We start from the raw sequence: 21,114 nt of genomic DNA on the forward strand, positions 1-21,114 counted from the left end.
TCAGTCCTTGCCTTGCGTGGCGGCGAAGGTGGCCGCGCGACCGCGCGGTCCGTTGAAGTACGCCTGTACCCAGGCATCGTCGGTGCGGGCCACTTCGTCGATGGGGCCCACGGCGAGCACGCGGCGCTGGGACAGCACCGCCACGCGGTCGCAGGTGGAATACAAGGTGTCCAGGTCGTGGGTGACCAGGAACACGGTAAGACCCAGCGCATCGCGCAGGGTGACGATGAGGCTGTCGAACGCGGCGGCGCTTATGGGATCGAGACCCGCCGTGGGTTCGTCCAGGAAAAGGATCTCCGGATCAAGTGCGAGCGCGCGGGCCAGCGCGGCACGCTTGATCATGCCGCCGGACAGCTGCGAGGGATACTTGCGCCCGGCGTCCACCGGCAGGCCGGCAAGGGCAAGTTTCACGCCGGCCAGGCGCTGGGCATCCGGACGAGGCAATCGCGCGTGCTCGACTAGCGGCAGGGCGACGTTCTCCGCGACGGTCAGCGACGAGAACAGCGCACCACTCTGGAACAGCACGCCGAAGCGGCGCTCCACGAGCGAGCGCCGGTCTTCCGGCAAGGCCAGCAGGTCTTCCCCGAAGACACGCACTTCGCCGGCCACCGGACGTACCAGGCCTACGATGGTGCGCAACAGTACCGACTTGCCCGTGCCCGAGCCGCCGACGATGCCGATGATCTCCCCGCGGCGCACGTCGAGATCCAGATCCTCATGCACCGTTTGCGTGCCGAACCGGTTGACCAGGCCGCGGACCTGGATCACGGCATCCTGTGCCGGTGACTGGGCGGGAAGTGCATTCACCAGCCCATTTCCATATAGAAGAGTGCGGCCACGGCATCGAGCAGGATCACCACGAAGATCGACTGCACCACGGCCGAGGTGGTGTGCTCGCCCACCGACTGGGCACTGCCGGAGACCTTGAAGCCTTCCATGCAGCCGATCACCGCGATCATGAAGGCGAACACGGGCGCCTTCGCCATGCCGACCAGGAACTGGGCGATCGACATATCGTCCTGGAACATCGTGAGGAACATCGACAGCGACATCTTCAGGGTGGCCATGCAGACCACGGCACCGCCCGCGATGCCGGCCAGCATCGCCACGAAGGTGAGCAGGGGCAGGGCAATCAGCAGGGCCAGCGTGCGCGGCAGCACCAGCAGTTCCACCGGATCGAGGCCCAGCGTGCGGATGGCGTCGATTTCCTCGCGGGCCTTCATCGAGCCGATCTGCGCGGTGAACGCGCTGGCCGTGCGGCCAGCGAGCAGGATCGCCGTGAGCAGCACGCCGAACTCGCGCAGGAAGGCGAAGCCGATGAGGTCTACCGTGAAGACGCTGGCGCCGTAACTGGCCAGCGCGGTGGCACCGAGGAAGGCGACCACCGCGCCCACCATGAAGGACAGCAGCGCCAGGATCGGCACGGCGTCGAGGCCGGTCTGCTCGATATGCGACACCAGCGAGGTGACCCGCCAGCGCGACGGACGCCAGCAGGTGGATGCGAAGCCCTGCAGGGTCACGCCGATGAAGCCCAGCAGCTTGGCCGTCTGTTTCCAGAACGAGGCCACGGCGTTGCCGATCCGCTCCAGCAGCACGACGAAGCCGGCATCGCGGACGGGCTTGCTGCCCTTGCAGTAGGTGTCGATGGCATCGGCGACCGTCTTCAGCAGGGCGCGTCGCGCCGCCGGAAGGCTGGTGTCCTGGGCCAGTGTCTGGGTGCGCGCGCTGCCTAGCAGTTCGGCAATGACGAAGGCGCCGGAGGTATCCATGGCGCCGAGGTCGTGGATATCCACATGGACATCGCTGCCGATGCTGCCCGCCAGTTCGTTGGCGCGCCCCTGCAGATCGACATAGTGAGGCAGGGTCCAGTCGCCGCGCAGGCTCAGCCGGGCACCGCCCGCATCGCGGGTGAGGGAGACCGAACCGGGCAGGGATGGGGTCGTCATGAGGGAAGGCTAGCAGGACTGGATGTTGCGGTCGCGCTTGGCCTTGTGCCCCAAGGGCCCGATAATGGTCGACCGCTTCGCCCGCCATCCCCTTCAAGGTAAGACGATGACCGACAAGACCGAACTGAATGCCTCCCACCGCGAGCTCGGCGCCCGCATGGTCGACTTCGGCGGCTGGGACATGCCGATCGCCTACGGCTCCCAGATCGAGGAACACCACGCCGTGCGCAAGGATGCCGGCATGTTCGACGTGTCGCACATGACCGTGGTCGACCTCACCGGCGAGAAGACCCGCGACTTCCTCCGCAAGCTCGTCGCCAACAACGTCGACAAGCTCACCAGGTCGGGCAAGGCGCTGTACACCTGCATGCTCAACGAGGAGGGCGGGGTCATCGACGACCTCATCGTCTATTTCCTCCGCGAAGATTTCTTCCGCCTGGTGGTGAATGCCGCCACGCGCGTGAAGGACCTCGCATGGATCGAAAAACAGGCCGCCGCGTTCGGCGTGTCGGTCCGCGAGCGTCCGGAATTCGGCATGATCGCCGTGCAGGGTCCGAACGCCCGCGAGAAGCTGATCGGCCTGTTGCCGGCCGACGTCCAGGAGAAGGCCGGCAAGCTCGGCAAGTTCGCCGCCATCGAAACCGAAGGCCCGAATGGCATGCCGCTGTTCCTGGCCCGCACCGGCTACACCGGTGAAGACGGTTTCGAAGTGGTCGTGCCGAACACCCGCGTGGTCGAACTGTGGAACCTGCTCAAGGATGCCGGTGTCGCCCCGGCCGGCCTCGGCGCGCGCGACACCCTGCGCCTGGAAGCTGGCATGAATCTCTACGGCCAGGACATGGACGAAACCGTCTCCCCGTGGGAAGCCGCGCTGGCCTGGACGATCTCGCTCGACGAAGGTCGCGACTTCATCGGCCGCGCCGCGCTCGAGCAGCACAAGGCCGACGGCGTGAAGCGCGTCATGGTGGGCCTGGTCATGGACGACAAGGGCGTGCTGCGCCACGGCCAGAAGGTGCTCACCGCCAACGGCGACGGCGAGATTTTGTCCGGCGGCTTCGCGCCCACGCTCAACAAGTCCATTGCCTTCGCCCGCATCCCGGCCGGCGAGCCGGGCGATGTCCGCGTGGACATCCGCGGCCGCGAGGTGCCGGTGCGCGTGGTGAAGTTCCCCTTCGTCCGCGACGGCCAGCCGATGGCCGGCATCTGATCCACACACGTATATATATGTAGTCAGGAGGGAGTGGCATGGCCACTCCCTCTCTTTCCATCCGGCGCCAGCTTTCCCGTCACGCCCAGACCGGTACAATTGGCCGCCACAATCACCGCAGCCCCGTACCGAGACATCGAGGAGCACCCCCATGAGCGAAATTCCCGGCGATCTGAAATTTGCGAAGTCCCACGAGTGGGCGCGCGTCGAACAGGACGGCACCGTCACCGTCGGCATCTCTGACCACGCTCAGGCACAGCTTGGCGATCTTGTGTATGTGGAATTGCCGGAAGTGGGCAGTTCCGTGCAAGCCGGTAACGGCACGGCTGTGGTCGAGTCGGTCAAGGCCGCCTCCGATATCTACTCGCCGGTGTCCGGCGAAGTGATCGCGGTGAACAACGTGCTGTCCGACTCGCCTGAAACCATCAACGAAGACGCCTTCGGCGAGGGCTGGATCTTCAAGGTGAAGATCAGCGACAAGGCCGAGCTCGACGAACTGCTCGGTCCGGACGAGTACGCCGAACTGGTCGAGAACGAAGACCACTGATCGCGTAAACGCGCTCGACCCCCATGCCGGTCGTCCCTCGACCGGCATTTTTTTGTCCGGAAGGGCATCCGCCGGGAAATTTTTTTCCCGGTCAGTCGTATTCCGTTCATCCCCCGGAAGTGGTCCTCCGGGGGGCCGCCTGGCAGCGGCCGAGGGATGCGCGGGCATGCGCTGAGAGCGCATTGCGTTATTCCAGTGATTAACGGGAAACATCATTATTTAAGGCATTTCTTGAATCGCATTGCTTGCATCAGGACATGCCGGTGCAATGCCGGATTACCCGGTGGCGTGATTCCAAATGACGCCGAAGGCCATGGTGGAAGGAAACCTCAGCAGGGAATATGCACCTGCAAGACCTTCAATTTAGAGCCAAAATTTATTGACACCGGATATGTTCAGGAATAGCTTTTGCGTCAATTGACGGGGAACCCGGAAATGGAAACACAGACATTCATCAGGCCGTATGTCGATCACGGTGCAAAAGCAGGATCGGTTCGCAAGATCACAGTCTCGATTCCGCTGCATGTGCTCCGACTGCTTTCCGATGAACGTACGCGCCGACAGGTGAACAATTTGAGGCACGCGACAAACAGCGACCTGCTGGTTGAAGCGTTCCTCCATGCTTTTACTGGGCAACCACTGCCAACTGATGAGGAGCTGAGACGAATTATGGCCACTGCCAAGAAAGCCACTGCCAAGAAGCGTACCGCCAAGAAGGCGGCCACCAAGCGCGTCGCCAAGAAGACCGGCGTCAAGAAGGCCGCCACCAAGCGCGTAGCCAAGAAGGCCGCCGTCAAGCGCGTTGCCAAGAAGGCAACCGCCAAGAAGGCCGCCACCAAGCGCGTAGCCAAGAAGGCCGCCACCAAGCGCGTTGCCAAGAAGGCAGCCGGCAAGAAGGCCGCCGTCAAGCGCGTTGCCAAGAAGGCAACCGCCAAGAAGGCCGCTACCAAGCGCGTAGCGAAGAAGACCGCCACCAAGACCGCCCGTAAGCCCCGCGCTGCCAAGAAGGCCGCCGGCGCCAAGGTCGTTCGCGCCACCCGTACCGCCAAGGTTGCCAAGGCACCGAAGGCCGCCAAGGCTCCGCGCGCTCCGCGTGCTGCCAAGGCCGCCAAGGTCTAAGCGTCACCTTTTAATAAGAAAGCTCGTTACGAATTCCCTCTCCGCGGTGCCCAGCGCGGAGAGGTATTTCGAAACTTGACCCCGGCCATGCCGGGGTTCTTCGTTTTTGAAAAGCGCGAACCAGGCCGCACCCCGAAAACCTCCTAGGTCGCCGGGCTGGATTCACACCTCCGTTACGATTACCTTTCAGCGGTATCGCGCTGCGGTGACCGGGGGGTCGCCGCCTTGCCTACAGGGGGAGCGCGTCCCTGCGGAAAAGGTTCGTACCGCCATGGTTCCTCGTCACCGTCTTCCGTTGCACCGTCACGATCGTGGCGCGATCCAGCCTGTCACCCTTGCCGTGCTTGCCATCGTCGTGGCGCTGGCGGTGGCCGCGTGGTTCCTCATCATCAAGCCGTATCGCGACGCCACCGGCAACGAGGCGACGGTGGTGGCCGCTGCCCATCCTGCCACCAACCGCGATGCGCCCCTGGCCAACGTCGATGCGCTCAGCGTCGATCAGCTCCTCAATGAGGCCCGCACGGCCATCAACGAACAGCGCCTGGTGGCGCCCGCAGGAAATAATGCCTTCGAGTTCTATATGAAGGCGTTGCAGAAGCAGCCGGGTAACCCCGTGGCCGTGGATGCCTTGCGCGAAACGTTCTCCTACGGCGCGGCGGCAACCGAGCAGACGATCAACCAGCGCGACTTCAACGAGGCGCAGCGCGAGATCGACCTGCTGGCAAAAGCCGACCCGGAAAACTACACGCTCACGATCCTGCGCTCGAAGCTGGACGCCCAGCGCAAGACGCTCGACCGCGAGCAGCAGCAGGCGCTCGACGCCCAGAAGGCCCAGCAGCTCGCGCAGCAGAATGCCGCGGCGGCAGCGAAGCAACAGGCGGCGGAGCAGGCCGCCGAGGCACGCCAGCAGCAGGCAGCGCGTGACCAGGCGGCACGTGTGGCCCAACAGCAACCGCAGGCTCCGCGTGCGACGGCACAGGCGCCCGCGGTGGCGAAAGCCGCGGAAGGCGATGCGATCGTCGATGCCGTGCTCGTCAACCAGGTCAAGCCGCGCTACCCGACGGCCGCCATGCGCGCGAACCAGGAAGGCTGGGTGGATATCGAGATGACCGTGGGCACCGATGGCACGGTAAGCAATGTCACCGTGCTCGACTCTCAGCCGCGCCACGTCTTCGACCGCTCGGCCACCGACGCCGTCAGCCGCTGGGAGTTCAAGCCGGCCACGCGCAACGGCGAGCCGATGGTGGTGACCCTGCGCCGTCGGTTGCAGTTCAACCTGGGACGATAGACGGCAGGTCGCGCGCGAGGCGCGCTCCTACAGGGAGTGAGCGGCCGGTGCTGTTGTAGGAGCGGACCTTGTCCGCGACATCCTCAGGATGTCGTATAGAACGGAGAAGCCTTGCGACCATCAGGCGGGCCGTTGGGTCTCCTGCCTGATCGTCGCAAGGCTTTGTTGGTCGTTGTCGCCCTGTCGGGTCGCGCGCGAGGCGCGCTCCTACAACGGGTCAGGGTTTCTTTTTCTTCTTGGGGGCGGCTTTCTTGGTCGGGGCGGCCTTGGACTTCGTCGTCGCCTTGGCCTTGGCCTTCGGTGCCGGTGCGGCGGGGTGTGCGGGGCCTTCCACGCCGGCCCAGTCCACGTGCGGCAGGCCGAGCAGGCTGTCGAACACCATGGGCATCAGGCCGGCGGGCATCGGGCCTGCGCCGTTCCACATGCTGACCACGCCAGCGTGGTACTTGGGGAAGAAGCCGATCATGGTGCGGTAACCCGACACGGCACCGGCGTGGTAGATCAGGTCTTCGTTGCCGTAGCGGAACACGCGCCAGCCCAGGGCGTAATGCGCATCGGTGACGCGCGAGCGACGCCAGGGCAGCGAGCGTTCCTCACCCGGCGTGGATACTTCCGGTGCGTGTAGCACCTCCAGCAGCTGCGCGGGCAGGACGTCCGGACGTCCGCCCATCTGCGCGATCAGCCATTGCTCCATGTCGCGCAGGCTGGCATTCACACCGGCTGCCGGAGCGACACGGTAGTAGGCGTCGTTGGGTTCGTAGGGAATCCAGTTATGCGGGCCGCCGCGGTGCGGACGTGCCCAGCTCTTGCTCGATTCCAGCGCATCGCGGCCGTAGCTGGCGGTGGTCATGCCCAATGGGGTGAAAATGCGGCGCTCGACCTGGCGGAAGTAGTAATCGCCCGTCTGCGCGTAGATGACGTCGCCGATCATGCTGAAGGCCACGTTCTGGTAGCCGTAGCAGGCGCCGACCTTGCACGAGAGATCCACCTCGTCGAGCTTGCGGACCAGCTCCTCATACGGCGCATCGGCTTCGAGCATCGCGTCGTAGGTGTTGCGTGGCAGGCCCAGGCGCTGCCCCAGGATGTCGCGCACGGTGGCCTGCTGGGCTGCCTGCATGTCCTTGAGCTTGAAGTAGGGAATCACGTCGACCAGCCTGGTATCCCAGCTGAGGAAACCCGCGCGCACCAGCACGGCGGTGACGCCGGTGGCGAAGGCCTTTGACAGCGAAGCCAGGCGGAATACGGTTTCCGGGGTGGCAGGTTCTTTCGTTTTCGCGTTGGCGTAGCCGAAGGCACGCTCGTAGACGACCTTGTCATCCACCACGATGGCCGTGACCAGGGCCGGCGCCGCGTCGCGCGCTTCGGCCTCGTCGAGCCAGCGCTTGTAGTTTTCGATGGTTTCCTTCACCCGCTCCGGCGGCAGCTTCACATACTGCGGGTCGTTGCTGACGACGGCAGGCTTCGGCGGAGGCGGTGCAGCGAAGGCGAAGGAGGTGGCCAGCGTGGCGGTCAGCGCGCAGGCGAGCAGGGAAACGGAACGAAACGACGACATGCTTATCTCGCGAAAGCCCGGCGCAGGAGCGCGCCATCAATACCTGGATGCCTCGATTGTCTGCCAGTTCCGGCCTCGCGACAACGCATTCGTAGCCGTGAACGCGTGTTAGGCTTTGCCCGCCTCCACCGGACATGCCGGCCCTCCCCGTGAACGCTCGTCGACACGCCGCCCTGGGCGATGGGATCACCCTCGCGCTCTCGGTCATCGCCTTCTTCTTCGTGATGACCTCCTACTACGTGATTCGCCCCGTGCGCGACCAGCTCATCGGCGCGGCGGGGTCGTCGTCGCTGCCGGTGTTCTACGCGATCCTGTTCGTGGTGATGCTGGCGCTGACACCGGTATTCGGGTGGCTGGTCTCGCGGTTTCCCCGGCGTCGTGTGCTCGGTGGCAGCTATGTGTTCTTCGCGGTGTGCCTCGTGGCCTTCATGCCCGCGTTTTCGGCACAGGATCGCATCGGCGCGGTGAACCTGGGACGGGTGTTCTTCGTCTGGGTCAGCGTGTTCAACCTGTTCGTGGTGTCGCTGTTCTGGAGCGTCATGGCCGACGTCTACCGGAGCATGCAGGCCCGGCTCGTCTTCCCCTTCATTGCCTTCGGTGGCATGGCCGGTGCCCTGGTCGGCCCGCTGGCGACGTCCCTGCTTGTCGCGAAGATCGGCGTGCCTCCGCTGCTGCTGGGCTCCGCGTTCACCCTGCTGCTCGCCCTGGGACTGCTGCTGGCCGTCTCATCGAAGGCCACCGCCAACGACCACAGTGGCGGCGCGCCCATCGGGGGTTCGATCCTCGATGGCGTGAAGGCCGTGATCGCGCGCCCGTTCCTGCGCAACATGACCCTGCTGATGCTGCTCAGCGATGGCGTGGGCACCGTGGCTTACGCCTTGATGGCCGATTACACGAAGACGCACTACATCGATATCGCCGGACGTACGGCGTTCTACGCGCGGCTGGATCTTGCGATCAACCTGTTCGGCGCGCTGCTCCAGCTCACCATCACGCCCATGCTGTTGCGTGGGCTGGGCGCGGTCTGGGCCATGGTGCTGCCGTCGGTGGTGAACTTCCTGCTTCTGGTGGCGCTGGCCATCCACGGACCGGTGGATGTGGCGTTGTTCGGGTGGGCCGTGTCGCTGGTGACGATCGTGCAGATCGGCACGCGCGGCATGACCTATGGCATGACCAAACCGGCCAGCGATGCGCTGTACACGCGCATCCCGCGTGACGATCGCTACAAGGGCAAGAACTTCGTGGAGACCACCGTATGGCGCCTCGGCGACCTGCTGGTCACCACGGGGCTTACAGCGCTGCGTGGCATGGGCGCCACGGTGGCGACGCTGGGCCTGATCTGCGCGGGGCTGGCCGGCGTGGCCGCGTTCGTCGCAAAACGCGCGGCCACCTCGCCCGACCTCTTGCCGGAAAACGACGACGCTAGCTCGTGATGTAGCTTTCGAGCTGGTTGATGGTTTCCTTTTGCTCGGAAATCACCGCTTTCACCAGGTCGCCGATGGACACCATGCCGACCACGCGACCCTTGTCCACCACGGGAAGGTGGCGGAAGCGGCTGTCGGTACACAGGCGCATGCACTCGTCCACCGTGGTGTCCGTGGCGACGGTGATGACGCTCGCCGTCATGATGTCGGCCACGGGCGTCTCGCGCGAGGAACGGTCCTTCAGGATCACTTTTCGAGCGTAATCGCGTTCGGAAACGATACCGACCAGTTCGCTGCCCTTGATGACCACCAGGGCACCGACATTCTTCTCGGCCATGATGCGTATCGCGTCGATCACCGGCGCGTCGGGAGCCACGGCGAATACGCCCTTGCCCTTGGCCTCCAGGAGATGCTTGACCTGCTGCATGCTCGACTCCGCTGGCTGTGCACGGCCTAGTGCCGCGTGGAGTCCCAGTCTAGCGCGGTGCGCGACAGGCGGAGTAAGCGACAGGTGAAGGCGTCAGCGCACGCGTCCGCGGACGGGCGCGGGGCGGTCCAGGTAGGCCGGGCCGCCGAGCTGTCCCATCTGCTGGAGAATCCATGCGACACGGCGTTGCACGTAGGCGCTGGGCGCATCCACGCGGAAGCGTTCCGGGTTGGGCAGCACGGCAGCGAGCCGCGCGGCCTGCGTCGCATTGAGGCGATCGGGCGTCGTATGGAAGTAGACCTCGCTCGCGGCGCCCACGCCGTAGATGCCGTCGCCCAGCTCCACGCTGTTCATGTAGACCTCGAGGATGCGCTTCTTGGGCCACAGGGCTTCGATGAGCACGGTGTACCAGGCTTCGAGTCCCTTGCGCACGAAGCTGCGGCCGTTCCACAGGAACAGGTTCTTGGCCACCTGCTGGCTGATGGTGCTGGCGCCGCGCAGGCGCTTGCCCTCGTCGGCGGCGTCGATGGCATCCTGGATGGCGTCCACGTCGAAGCCATGGTGGAAGGGGAATTTCTGGTCTTCGCCGGCGACCATGGCGATGCCGACGTAAGGCGAGATGGATTCGCGGGGCACCCATCGATGGCGGAACTGAAAGCTATGGTCGCCGTCCAGCATGGCCGTCAGGCGATCCTGGAGCATCACCGAGCTGGTCCACGGCGGCACGAAGCGCAGGACGAACACCACCAGCACGGACAGGGCCAGCCAGGAGGCAACCAGCAGGAGGACGAGGCGGAGCAGGCGGCGGGGCTTCGGTCTCATGGGCACACGATAAGGGGGGATGGCGCAGTATAGGGGCGCGGCGGGAGCGGGCTTGTCGCCGGGCCCCGCAGGCCCCATCTTCCGTCGGATCATGAGGAGAGCACCGTGAGCGATACGACCCCCCACACATCCCTGACCGACGATGTCCTGCACCGCTTCATGCTTGAAAAGGCGGGCGTGCGCGGCGTATTCGTGCGGCTTGGCGCCAGCTGGCGGGAGATCGCCTCGCGCGCCGAGTATCCCGAGGCCCTGCGCGACACGCTGGGCCAGACGGTGGCCGCCAGTGCACTGCTCACGGGCAACATCAAGTTCGATGGTTCGCTTTCGCTGGAGTTCAAGAGCCAGGGCGCGGTGCGCCTGCTGTTCAGCGAATGCACCGACCGTGGTCGCCTGCGTGGCCTGGCTCGCTTCGATGCCGATGCGCTCGGTGAAGCCGTGAACCTGGCCAGCATGGATGACGAAATGCTGGCGATCACGGTAGGCAGCGCCGAGCGTGGCCGCTATCAGGGCATCGTCGATCTCGCGGACAGCGCGAACATCGGCGAGGCGCTGGAAGGCTACTTCAGCCGGTCGGAGCAGTTGCCCACGCGTATCCTGCTGGCGGCGGATGGCGAGCGTGCCGTGGGGCTGATGCTGCAGCCCGTGCCGGGCGAGGGTGGTCACAGCGCGGCCGAAGAGGATGCCGATGCCTGGGAGCGTATCGGCATGCTTACCTCCACGCTGGGCACGGCAGAGATGCTGGAGACGCTTCCGGAAGACCTGCTTTACCGGCTCTATCACGAGGAGACGGTGCTTCTTTACGAGCCGAAGTCGCTGGCGTTCGGCTGCACCTGCTCGCGCGAGCGCGTAGAGGGCATGCTGCGCAACCTGGGACGCGAGGAAGTGGAAGCGACACTGGAAGAGCGTAACGGCGAGATCGAAGTCGTCTGCGAGTTCTGCGCCACGAAGTACCTGTTCGACCGCGTGGATGCAGGGCAATTGCTCACCGAAGGCGATACGCCGCCGGTGTCGCATACGCTTCAGTAGCCGGGCTGTCGCGCGCGAGGCGCGCTCCTACAGCTGCGCCCTGAACAGGTCGCGCGCAAGGCGCGCTCCTACAGCTACGCCCTGGACTGGTCGCGCGCGAGGCGCGCTCCTACGAGGGAGCCTTGGACTGGTGGCGTGCGGAATCGTTTCCACAACGGCGCCCTGGGCCGGTCGCGCGCAGGCGCGCTCCTACATGTTTGCCTTGTAGGAGCGCGCCTTGCGCGCGACCGGTCCAGGGCGATACCCGCTTTTCACGCATCCAACGACAACGGCGCCCCAAGCCACTTGCTCGCCGGCGCCGGCTGGGCGAAGAGAAACCCCTGCCCGAACCGGCAACCGATCCGCCGCAGTGCCTTCACCTGCGTTTCCGTTTCGATGCCCTCGGCAATCACATGCATATGCAGCGAATTGGCCAGCGCCTGGATCGCGCGGACCACGGCCGTGCTGTGCGCCTCGTTGTCCTCGGCCGGCAGTTCGGTCACGAACGAGCGATCGATCTTCAGGGTCTCGATCGGGTACTGATGCAGATAGCTCAGTGACGAATACCCCGTGCCGAAATCGTCCAGCGCGATACCCACGCCATGCGCACGCAGGTTTTCGAGGATGCGCTTGACCTGCGCCGGGTTCTCCAGCAGTGCGCGCTCGGTTACTTCAACGCGAATGCAACGGGCCGGCACCTTGTGCTGGGCCAGCAGGTCGAGCAGCTTCTGATCGAGATCGGGCGAGCGGAAATGGCTGCCCGACACGTTGATGCTGATGAAGCCTTCGTCGCGCGTGAGCGCACGCGTCTGGCGCGCCACCTGCTGGAAGATCTGCCAGTCGATGGCTTCGGCGCAGCCGGTGTCCTCGGCCACGGCGAGGAACTCGCCCGGCGGCAGCAGACCGCGTTCCGGATGGCGCCAGCGCAGCAGGGCTTCGTAGCCCACCACGCGCTGGTTTTCCAGGTCGACGATGGGCTGGAAGAACGGCACGAACTCGTTACGCGTGAGCGCACGGCGCAGGTCGCCTTCGAGTTCCAGCAGTGAAAGCGCTTCACGACGCAGCCGGTCGTCGAACACGGCGGCGCGGTGACGGCCTTCGTCTTTCGCGCGATACATCGCGGAGTCCGCGTCACGCAGCAGTTCTTCCGGACGCGTGTAATCCGGCGTGGGTAGCGCAATGCCGATGGAGGCTGAGGTGAAGATCTCCTTCGCACCCAGCCGGAATGGGGTCTGCAACTGGGCGATGATGCGCTCGGCGATATGCGTGGCGGCCTGCGGATCGGTGATGCCTTCCACCAGCACGGCGAATTCGTCGCCACCCAGGCGCGCCACGACATCGCGCGTCTTCAGGCAGGCGCGCACACGACCGCCGACCTGGAACAGCAGGTCGTCTCCCACCAGATGGCCCACGGAATCGTTGATGACCTTGAAGCGATCCAGGTCGATGAACAGCACCGCGAACAGCTCGCCCGGGTTCTCCCGGTAGTGGTTCAGCGCCTGCTCCAGCCGTTGCAGCAGCAGGGTGCGGTTGGGCAGGCCGGTGAGCGAGTCGTGCAGGGTTTCGTACTTGAGGCGACGCTCCACGCGTTCGCGCTCGGCGATCTGCTCGCGCAGGTCACGGTTGGCCAGTGCCAGCGCACGCGTGCGTTCGGTGACCCTTCGCTCCAGGCTGGCATAGGCCTGCTTGAGCGATTCGGTGGTGTATTTGCGCTGCAGCGCATTGGCGATGTGGTAACTGACGAAGGTCAGCAGTTCCTGGTCGCGCGCGCTATAGGTGTGCTCGGGCGAATAGCTCTGTACAGCGAGCACGCCCATCGATTTTTCGTTCCAGATCAACGGCACGCCCAGCCAGTGCAGCGAACGCGCGCCCGTGGTGGAGAGCACCTGGTCGCGGTTGAGGCGGTCGATCTCGGCACGGTCGGCCAGCAGGGCCTTGCCATTGCGCAAGACGTATTCGGTGAGCCCGCGCCCCAGTTCGCGCGGCTCGCGCGAACCATCGAGTTCGTCGACGGAATAGGGAAAGGTCAGCTTGTTCTGGTCTTCGGAGAGCAGCGCGATATAGAAGTTGCGCGCGTAGAGCAGGCCACCGATGACGCGATGCACGGCGGCGTAGAAATTCTCGATGCTGTCGGAGGTGTTCGCCAGCTCGGCAATGCGGAACAAGGCGGCCTGCAACCGCTCGCCTCGCTGGCGCTGCAGCACCTGCTGGCGCAGCACGCGGTTGGCTTCGCGCAAGGCCGCCGTACGCGTGGTGACCCGGCGTTCCAGTTCCTCGTGTGCCTGGCGGCGTTCCAGTGCCGTCTGTACATGCTGCGCCACATAGGTGAGCAGCTCGCGGTCGTTGGGCGTATAGCGGGTGTCGTCGCGGTAGCTCTGCACCACGAGGGCGCCTACCACTTCGTCGCCGCGCTTCATGGGCACGCCGAGCCAGTCGTCGCTGGGCGGGCCGATCGGCACGCTGGGGCCGGGCAGTTCCTGTTCCAGGTCGGTGCTGGAGCCCATCAAGGGGCGGCCACCCTGGAGCACGTGCCAGGTCAGGCTGTTCTCGATGGCCTCGATGGGGCGGATCGTTTCCGGATCGGGCGGATCGTCGTCCACCGAGTCGACGAAATAGGGGAAGCGCACCGTGCGGCTCTGGGCGTCGTACAGCACGATGAAGAAATTCTCGGCGTACATGAGACTGCCGACGATGCTGTGCAGCGCCGTCATCATGTCGCGCATGTTGTGCTCGGCGCCCGCCTGCTCGGCGATGGCGTAGAGCGCGCGTTGCAGCCGCTCGGCCAGGGCCAGGCGGGAAATCGCCTCGTACAGGTTGGCCGTTTCCGCCAGCTGGCGCAGGCGGGCACCGGCCAGGCGGCCCAGCCAGCCGATCATGTCGGCCCAGGTGCCGCCGTCATGCTCGGGGATGGACAGGAACAGGGTCCGGTCGGTCTGCGGGTCGTTGCCCAGCTCGAACACCGACTCGCCGGCACCGGCCGGGGGCATGCTCTCGTGCCAGTCCACCCGGGCATCCGGCAGCAGGCAACGGGCAAAGGCCTCGCATTCGCCACGCACGACTTCGGCGTCGGCGGCCCGCAACAGGCGCTCGACGGCGTCATGCAACGGCTCGACCTCGCCGGAACCGGCCGTCTGCAAAGCGTGGCTTTGGGATGGAGCGATAGTCATCGCCTGACGTAGGTCCCGGTCGTGGTCGGTTCAGTCTATATGCGTTGCGGCGGTCGCGCGACGGGCCGGCCTCACCCGTCTCACGGGCCCTGCGCCTGAGCGTTGCAACCCCTCTGGACGGTCATAAACGGCAGCTATCCTGATTCCTGAAGGTGCCCTCCCCGGGGTGTTAGTAAAAAGTAAAACGAGCTACACTGACCCAACCACGGGCGTCGGCTTGCGCCGGGGTCCGGGGGGACATCAAGCCGCTTCCGATCAATGGTTTCCATGCGCCGAACCTTGCCCGCATTGCTTCTGCTCGTGCCGCTTATCGCGGCAGGCCGTGGCGTGGGCATGGCACCGGAAGGCACGGGCGAGCGCCTGTATGCCGAGCCGGTGGCTGCGGACGTGGCAGACGGCAGCTCCGATCCCCAGAATTCCTCGGTTCCCCTCTGGCGTTCACCGGATGGCCGGGCTCTTTCGGTCCGCTCCGACGACCGTCCCGACCCCACCAATCCGCTGGCGCCGCGTCCGCTGGGGGCCGGTCAATACGTCTCCAATGGCGTGCAGTACGACCTCGGCCCCGATGTGCAGGCACATGCCACCATCAGTGGCCAGGGCTGGATCAATTCCGCGGAATCCTGCGGTGCCTCCGCCAGCTCCCATGGCGACCGCTGCACGTCGCCGGGTGCGCCGCCGCGCATCGTCGGCAGCGAAGTGGGTGCCACCTGGCGGGGTTCGGGCTATAGCGTGGGTGTCGGCGTGGGCTCCACACGGCCGTCGGGCAACAGCCCGGCCCTGCCGCGCGTGCTGCCCAGCATGTCCACGCTCTCGGGCCTGCCGTTCGGTTCGCTCTCGTCCAGCACGGAGCTCAACGCGCATGGCCGCGTCGATCTTGGCGGCCGTAGTGGTATCGACGTGGGTGCCAGCTTCGGCCGCATCCGCCTGCTGCCGGGCAACCTGCTCGGTGTCGGTGCCGTCGACCAGAAGGCACTGAGCTTCGGCATCGACCGTGGTCCGCTCTACGGCACCATCACCGGCCGCAGCATGCAGCCGGAGCCGGGTGCGGGCCTGAATCCGGAGCGTCGCTGGAACTCCATCGACCTGGGCGTCACCTTCCGCCTGCCGTGGCGGGGTGAGCTGTCGGTGGGTGCGCAGAATGTCTGGTCGTCGGGCAATGGCCCGGCCAACAGCGGGCCCACGCTCACCGAGCCCGACCAGTCACGCACGCCGTACGTTCAGTACCACCAGGATCTTTAAGATCCCAAAAAAAGGCCGCGAATCCGCGGCCTTTTCTGTGACCTGCTCCTGTAGGAGCGCGCCTCGCGCGCGACCGGTTGGAACGTTGCGCTCCGTAGTAAAGCAGCCCATGTGGTGCGTCGCTCCGTAGGAAAGGCTCGCCTGTCGCCCTCGCATCGGCGCTGGAACGTGGCATTGCAGAGGCGACGGGGGCGGCCCTTGGCGCTCCGGCCTGCGGTGTCCCTCGGGAAAGGAGAGCCGCTGACGCGGCTAGTGTCTTATGGCTAGCGCCCCTTCGGGCCCGGGGAGCGTGCGGGGTTTCCTGACTCGACATCCTGTCTCGGCAGGAAAGACGGGTCATCCTGACCCGTCCCCTTCGGGCCTTTTCCGCCCGCTCCCCTCACCTCCATCAAGTCGCGCCAAGGGCCGCCCCCGCCGCCTCTACCGATCTCACGGTGATCTTGTAGGAGCGCGCCAGCGCGCGACCGGTTGTCGCGAAAATTTTCATCGTTTGCGATACCTCGGTCGCGCGCAAGGCGCGCTCCTACTTAAGAGGCGGGTTTTACGTCAGTTGCCGGCCTTGCGCACCTTTACGTCGCCGCTGAACGACTCCAGGTGCACCAGCCCGCGACCGTCACCGATGGTTACCTTCAGCTCCTTGCCCGGACCATCGTCGTTGCGCGACGGGTTGCCCCAGTCGGTGCGGATGTCGCCGCTGAAGGTGCTGGCTTCGAGCTTCGTGGACGCATTGTTCGGCAACTGCAACTGCACGTCGCCGCTCATGGCATCGACGGTGATCTTGCCGGCTGCGGCCGGGCCGCCGTTGATCAGCGTGTCACCCGACACCGTGCTGAAGTTGGCGCTGCTCCATGGGCCGCCACCGATGGTCATGCGGCCGGAAACGGTCTGCGCATCGACCTTGCTGATGACAGACGGCGCGGTGATGTCGCCGGAGACGGTTTGCAGGTCGGCCTTGTCGGCACGGCCGGCGAGGTCGATGGTGCCGCTCACTGTCTGCATCTGCACGTCGGGTGAGCGCACGTTGGCACGCACGCGGCCACTGACCGATTCGACTTCGACTTTACCGCCGTCGAGGCCGTCGATACTCACCGGGGCGCTGACCACCTTCACCTCGACGCTGACGCCCTTGGGCACGCGCACGTTGAGGGTGGTGGATTGCATGGCTGCGTCGTTGCCCCAGCTGAACCACTTCTTGCCGTCGCCACTGCCGCCGCCTTCGATGCGGATGTCGATGCTGTTCGCATCGCCGTCGAGTTCCAGCGGGCGGGCGCCGTTGCCGAGCATGCCGGTGACCTGGATCTGGTTGCGATCCCAGGCGGTGACGGTGACGTCACCCTTGGCGTTGTCGATGCTGATCTTCGCGTTGGGGCGAATATCCTTCGACAGGTTGATGGGAGTGGAAGCCAGGGCCTGGCCGATCGACAAGGCCAGCAGCAGGGGGGCGATGTAGAAGGTTTTCATGGGGGAATCCTGCCTGTTCTGTTAGCCGGCTTGCTTGTCGAAGTTACGCAGGCGCTCACGCTGGCGTTCGGTGCGCAGCATCAGGCGTTGCAGGGCGGCGGAGTCGGGGGCCTCGCGCATCGCCTGGTTGAGCTCCATGCGGGTGGCATCGAGCTGGATCGCGGCACCGGCCAGTCGCGGGTCGGCAGGTTTCCATGCCGGGCCGACGGCCATGTCGTCGAGGGAGGTCGGCGCTACAAGATGCAGGCCGATGCCGCCTCCGAGGACTGCGACACCGGCGATGGCGGCGGCCATCAGCCAGGGGCGGGTCCGGCGCTGTCGCGGGGTGACGGCAGCGGCGGGGCGGCCTTCGTCGAGGCGCGCTTCGATACCGGCCCACAGGTCGCGTTGGGGCGCGACCGGGCGGTTGAGCGAGCGCATCTGGCGCAGGTAGTCGAGTTCGTTCATGGCGTATCTCCCAGCGCGCGGCGTAGCAGGCCGCGGGCACGGTGCAACTGAGCTTTGGAGGAACCCACCGCCATACCGAGCTCGATGGAGATTTCCTCGTGTTTCCAGCCTTCCACGTCGTGCAGCACGAGGACGGCGCGGGCCCGCGGCGGTAGTGCCGCGATGGCCTTTTCCAGTTCGGCGCGCTCGATGGCGCGCACGGGATTGTCGGTGTCGGCGATGTCGGGCAGGTGTTCGTCGTCGACGATGCTGACCGGATCGGCGTTGCGGGCGCGTATGGACATCAGCGCCACGTTCACCGCCAGGCGGTAGACCCAGGTACCGAAGGCGCTCTCGAAGCGGAAGCCGTCGAGCTTCTGCCAGGCGCGGACGAAGGCTTCCTGGGTGAGGTCTTCCGCCCGGGCATGGTCGAAGGCGGCCAGGCGCAGGATGGCACCGTAGACGCGGTCGGAATGCTTGCGGTACAGGGTTTCGAAAGCCTTGCGATCGCCGGCCACGGCGGCCCGCACGATGTCGTCGTCGGTCGACGCGGCGGGCAGCTCAGGCTGCATGAATGAAGTGGCGGCGAGGCATAGGGCGTTCATCTTGCCAGCTTGGATGCCGGCAGGGGAGAAACGGTTTAAGGGGATGTTTCGGCCGCTTCGTCGGACCGCAGGGCGGTTTCGTCGGGACGAGGGCCTGGGAGGGTTGAAGTGGGGCTACCGGAGGGGGTATTGGGGCCGGTGTGGGTGTTTCGATTCGTCCGGTCGCGCGCAAGGCGCGCTCCTACAAACGCCATTTCGGCCCGGCCGCGCAGGCACGGTTTGTGTAGGAGCGCGCCTCGCGCGCGACCGGCAATGCGAAAAGTCCACCCGACACGCCCTGTAGGAGCGCGCCTCGCGCGCGACCGGCAATGCGAAAAGTCCATCCGACGCGCCCTGTAGGAGCGCGCCTCGCGCGCGACCGGCGGTGCCGGAACCTCAGGCCACCCGTTCCGCCCGCTGATCCTGCGCCGCTTCCAGGGCCTTGCTCACCTTCTCCCGCTCGACCTTCAACCGCTCGGGCATGCGCTCACCGAACCCATCAAGGTACGTGCCGATGGCATTGAGCTCCTCGATCCACCCCTCGACATCCACGTGCAGCAGCTCATCGACCGTGGTCGCCGGAATCGCCAGCCCCTCGGTATTGAGCTCGCCACGCGCCGGCACCGTGCCGATCGGAGTGTCGTGCCCGCTGGCCAGCCCCTGCACGCGCTGGATCATCCAGTCGAGCACGCGAAGGTTCTCGCCATAGCCCGGCCACATGAAACGACCATCGGCATCCTTGCGGAACCAGTTCACGTGGAAGATGCGCGGCAGCTTTGCGCCCGGCTTGTCGAACGACAGCCAGTGGGCGAAATAATCGGCGAAGTTGTAGCCGCAGAACGGCTTCATCGCCATGGAATCACGACGCAGCACACCCACCGCGCCTGTGGCGGCAGCCGTGGTTTCCGACCCCATCGCCGCACCCACCAGCACGCCGTGCGCCCAGTCCTTCGACTCGAACACCAGCGGCACCAGTGACGGACGGCGACCACCGAAGACGATGGCCGAGATCGGCACGCCCGCGGCGTCTTCCGATTCCGGCGCCCAGCTGGGGCACTGCTTCGCACTGACGGTGAAGCGAGAGTTGGGATGCGCGGCCGGACCGTTGGCCGGATCGTACGGACGACCCTGCCAGTCGGTAACCGGCTTGCCTTCGTCGAGGCCTTCCCACCACGGACGGTTGTCGGCGGTGACGGCCACGTTGGTGAAGATGGCATCGTGGCCCAGCGTGGCCAGCGCGCTGGGATTGGTGTTGGCACCCGTGCCCGGGGCTACGCCGAAGTAGCCGGCTTCCGGATTGATCGCCCACAGGCGGCCGTCCTTGCCCGGCGTCATCCAGCAGATGTCGTCGCCGACCGTCCAGACCTTCCAGCCCGCCTTGCGGTAGCCCTCGGTGGGGATGAGCATGGCGAGGTTCGTCTTGCCGCAGGCCGACGGAAACGCAGCGGCGATGTAGTGCTTTTCGCCCTTCGGATTCTCGATGCCCACGATAAGCATGTGCTCGGCCAGCCAGCCTTCGCGGCGTGCCTGGTGGCTGGCGATGCGCAGCGCATGGCACTTCTTGCCCAGCAGGGCGTTGCCGCCGTAGCCCGAGCCGATCGACTTGATCGTGAGCTCTTCGGGGAAATGCATGATGAAGCGGCGATCCGGGTCGAGATCGCCCGTGGAATGCAGGCCCTTCACGAAGCTGCCCTCGCGCTCGATGCGCGCCAGGGCAGGGGCGCCCATGCGGGTCATGATCTTCATGTTGGCGACCACGTACGGGCTGTCCGTGATCTCCACGCCGCAACGCGACAGCGGCGAGTCGATGGGGCCCATGCAATACGGGATCACGTACATCGTGCGGCCGCGCATCGCGCCGTCGAAGAGGGCATCCATCTTCGCGTGGGCGTCGGCCGGCGCCATCCAGTGGTTGTTCGGGCCCGCGTCGTCCTGCTCCGGCGTGCAGACGAAGGTGAGGTGCTCGACGCGCGCGACATCCGAGGGATGCGAGCGGTGCAGGTAGCTGCGCGGGTTGGTGGTCTCGTTGAGCGGGAGCAAATCGCCGCTTTCGAGCATGGTTGCTACCAGTCGTGCGTATTCCTGGTCCGAGCCGTCACACCAGAGGACCGAAGCCGCTCCGGTCAGGCGGGCGACATCGTCGACCCATCGATTGAGGGCTTCCAGGGAACTGCCTTGCGAACGCATCCGTTGTGGTCTCCAGGTAAACGCAAGGCGCGACAGTAGTTTGCGCTTCCTGGTATTGGCAAGGCACGGCGCAGCAAAACGCGCGCCGGGCATTCAGCTTCAGCCGTGCGGCCTGGCGGGCGTGAGCGTGGCGATCATGTGTTCGACGTAGGCGTCGAATTCTTCGTGACTGATGCGCGGCAGGCCCAGCGTGAAGTTGAGTTGCAGGAAACCCACATAGGCCGCGTAGGTAAGGCGCGCGCGATGCAGCGCCGCCACCGGTTCGAGACCGGCTTCGCCGTAGAGGCGGGTGAGGAAGTCCATGCGCCGCTGCGAAACGCGCGCCATCACCGGCACCACCTGCGGATGGTCCAGTGCCTTCAGCAGGGCGGCATAGACACGGTGGGGTTGCAGCTCGTGCGCCACGCGGCGGAACAGTTCCGGAAAGCGCTTCAGCGGATCGGGGATGCGCTCGATTTCGGCAAGCACTTCGCGTTCGCCGTATTCTTCCCAGCGTTCCAGCGCTGCCTGAAGCAGCGCCTCGCGGGTGCGGAAGTGCCAGTAAAAGCTACCCTTGGTGACGCCGAGGCGCCTCGCAAGCGCTTCGACGGCAAGGGCGCCGACGCCCTGTTCGGCGATCAGGGCTAGGGCGCCGTCTTCCCAGTCTTCGGCGGACAGACGGACGCGTTCGTTCTTGGCACCTTCGTTCATCGGCGCATGGTAACGGAGACAGG

Annotated in this window: 18 protein-coding genes; 7 read left to right on the forward strand and 11 right to left on the reverse strand. The window is 65.8% G+C overall.

Going from position 1 to position 21,114, the window contains the following annotated elements; translation table 11 throughout:
• The gene (locus HBF25_RS19615; RefSeq protein ID WP_166951689.1) at positions 1-807 is read right to left on the reverse strand and encodes an ATP-binding cassette domain-containing protein; all 807 of its coding nucleotides are present in this window, start codon (positions 805-807) and stop codon (positions 1-3) included.
• The gene (locus HBF25_RS19620; protein WP_166951692.1) at positions 804-1,946 is read right to left on the reverse strand and encodes an MlaE family ABC transporter permease; all 1,143 of its coding nucleotides are present in this window, start codon (positions 1,944-1,946) and stop codon (positions 804-806) included. The genes HBF25_RS19615 and HBF25_RS19620 overlap by 4 nt, the downstream gene beginning before the upstream one ends.
• Before the next feature lie 106 nt (positions 1,947-2,052).
• Here HBF25_RS19620 and gcvT point away from each other — a divergent pair, with 106 nt between their 5' ends.
• The 4 genes from gcvT (at position 2,053) to HBF25_RS19640 (ending at position 6,107) form a co-directional block, all read left to right on the forward strand.
• Positions 2,053-3,153 (forward strand): glycine cleavage system aminomethyltransferase GcvT, encoded by a 1,101-nt coding sequence (gene gcvT / locus HBF25_RS19625; protein ID WP_166951695.1) that lies wholly within the window; start codon positions 2,053-2,055, stop codon positions 3,151-3,153.
• 151 nt (positions 3,154-3,304) lie between these two features.
• The gene (gene gcvH / locus HBF25_RS19630) at positions 3,305-3,700 is read left to right on the forward strand and encodes a glycine cleavage system protein GcvH (RefSeq protein WP_166951698.1); all 396 of its coding nucleotides are present in this window, start codon (positions 3,305-3,307) and stop codon (positions 3,698-3,700) included.
• A 435-nt stretch (positions 3,701-4,135) separates the two neighbouring features.
• Positions 4,136-4,819, forward strand: coding sequence for a met regulon transcriptional regulator MetJ (gene metJ / locus HBF25_RS22595; protein ID WP_166951701.1), 684 nt, complete (start codon positions 4,136-4,138; stop codon positions 4,817-4,819).
• A 271-nt stretch (positions 4,820-5,090) separates the two neighbouring features.
• Complete coding sequence (locus tag HBF25_RS19640) at positions 5,091-6,107, forward strand: energy transducer TonB (RefSeq protein ID WP_166951704.1); 1,017 nt, start codon at positions 5,091-5,093, stop codon at positions 6,105-6,107.
• Positions 6,108-6,324: 217 nt separating this feature from the next.
• Here HBF25_RS19640 and HBF25_RS19645 read toward each other — a convergent pair whose 3' ends face one another.
• Positions 6,325-7,659: a serine hydrolase domain-containing protein gene (locus HBF25_RS19645; protein ID WP_166951707.1), complete on the reverse strand. Its 1,335-nt coding sequence runs from the start codon at positions 7,657-7,659 to the stop codon at positions 6,325-6,327.
• Between the two features lie 149 nt (positions 7,660-7,808).
• Here HBF25_RS19645 and HBF25_RS19650 point away from each other — a divergent pair, with 149 nt between their 5' ends.
• Positions 7,809-9,092, forward strand: coding sequence for an NTP/NDP exchange transporter (locus HBF25_RS19650; RefSeq protein WP_341778182.1), 1,284 nt, complete (start codon positions 7,809-7,811; stop codon positions 9,090-9,092).
• Here HBF25_RS19650 and HBF25_RS19655 read toward each other — a convergent pair.
• Positions 9,082-9,510 (reverse strand): CBS domain-containing protein, encoded by a 429-nt coding sequence (locus HBF25_RS19655; protein WP_166951712.1) that lies wholly within the window; start codon positions 9,508-9,510, stop codon positions 9,082-9,084. The two genes, HBF25_RS19650 and HBF25_RS19655, sit on opposite strands and share 11 nt — an antisense overlap.
• 93 nt (positions 9,511-9,603) lie before the next feature.
• On the reverse strand, positions 9,604-10,410 hold the full coding sequence (mtgA, locus tag HBF25_RS19660; RefSeq protein ID WP_425483511.1) for a monofunctional biosynthetic peptidoglycan transglycosylase: 807 nt from the start codon (positions 10,408-10,410) through the stop codon (positions 9,604-9,606).
• Positions 10,411-10,437: 27 nt separating this feature from the next.
• Here mtgA and hslO point away from each other — a divergent pair, with 27 nt between their 5' ends.
• Complete coding sequence (gene hslO / locus HBF25_RS19665) at positions 10,438-11,358, forward strand: Hsp33 family molecular chaperone HslO (protein WP_341778186.1); 921 nt, start codon at positions 10,438-10,440, stop codon at positions 11,356-11,358.
• Between the two features lie 251 nt (positions 11,359-11,609).
• On the opposite strand, the gene HBF25_RS19670 is transcribed toward hslO, so the two are convergent.
• Positions 11,610-14,504: a bifunctional diguanylate cyclase/phosphodiesterase gene (locus HBF25_RS19670; RefSeq protein ID WP_166951717.1), complete on the reverse strand. Its 2,895-nt coding sequence runs from the start codon at positions 14,502-14,504 to the stop codon at positions 11,610-11,612.
• Positions 14,505-14,771: 267 nt separating this feature from the next.
• Between HBF25_RS19670 and HBF25_RS19675 the strand changes: the two genes are divergently transcribed.
• Positions 14,772-15,743, forward strand: coding sequence for a hypothetical protein (locus HBF25_RS19675; RefSeq protein ID WP_166951720.1), 972 nt, complete (start codon positions 14,772-14,774; stop codon positions 15,741-15,743).
• Positions 15,744-16,289: 546 nt separating this feature from the next.
• Here the strand turns inward: HBF25_RS19675 and HBF25_RS19680 are convergent.
• From HBF25_RS19680 to HBF25_RS19700, 5 genes are all read right to left on the reverse strand, one after another.
• A complete protein-coding gene (locus tag HBF25_RS19680; RefSeq protein WP_166951723.1) occupies positions 16,290-17,204 on the reverse strand; it encodes a DUF4097 family beta strand repeat-containing protein in 915 nt (304 codons plus the stop codon).
• Positions 17,205-17,225: 21 nt separating this feature from the next.
• Positions 17,226-17,651 carry a hypothetical protein gene (locus HBF25_RS19685; protein WP_166951726.1) on the reverse strand — a complete coding sequence of 142 codons (426 nt, stop codon included), beginning with the start codon at positions 17,649-17,651 and terminating at the stop codon, positions 17,226-17,228.
• Complete coding sequence (locus HBF25_RS19690; protein WP_166951789.1) at positions 17,648-18,202, reverse strand: RNA polymerase sigma factor; 555 nt, start codon at positions 18,200-18,202, stop codon at positions 17,648-17,650. The genes HBF25_RS19685 and HBF25_RS19690 overlap by 4 nt, the downstream gene beginning before the upstream one ends.
• Before the next feature lie 408 nt (positions 18,203-18,610).
• Positions 18,611-20,401 carry a phosphoenolpyruvate carboxykinase (GTP) gene (locus HBF25_RS19695; protein WP_166951728.1) on the reverse strand — a complete coding sequence of 597 codons (1,791 nt, stop codon included), beginning with the start codon at positions 20,399-20,401 and terminating at the stop codon, positions 18,611-18,613.
• Between the two features lie 99 nt (positions 20,402-20,500).
• On the reverse strand, positions 20,501-21,091 hold the full coding sequence (locus HBF25_RS19700) for a TetR/AcrR family transcriptional regulator (RefSeq protein ID WP_166951732.1): 591 nt from the start codon (positions 21,089-21,091) through the stop codon (positions 20,501-20,503).
• Positions 21,092-21,114: the final 23 nt, after the last annotated feature.

The organism is Luteibacter anthropi (assembly GCF_011759365.1).
Lineage (GTDB): Bacteria > Pseudomonadota > Gammaproteobacteria > Xanthomonadales > Rhodanobacteraceae > Luteibacter > Luteibacter anthropi.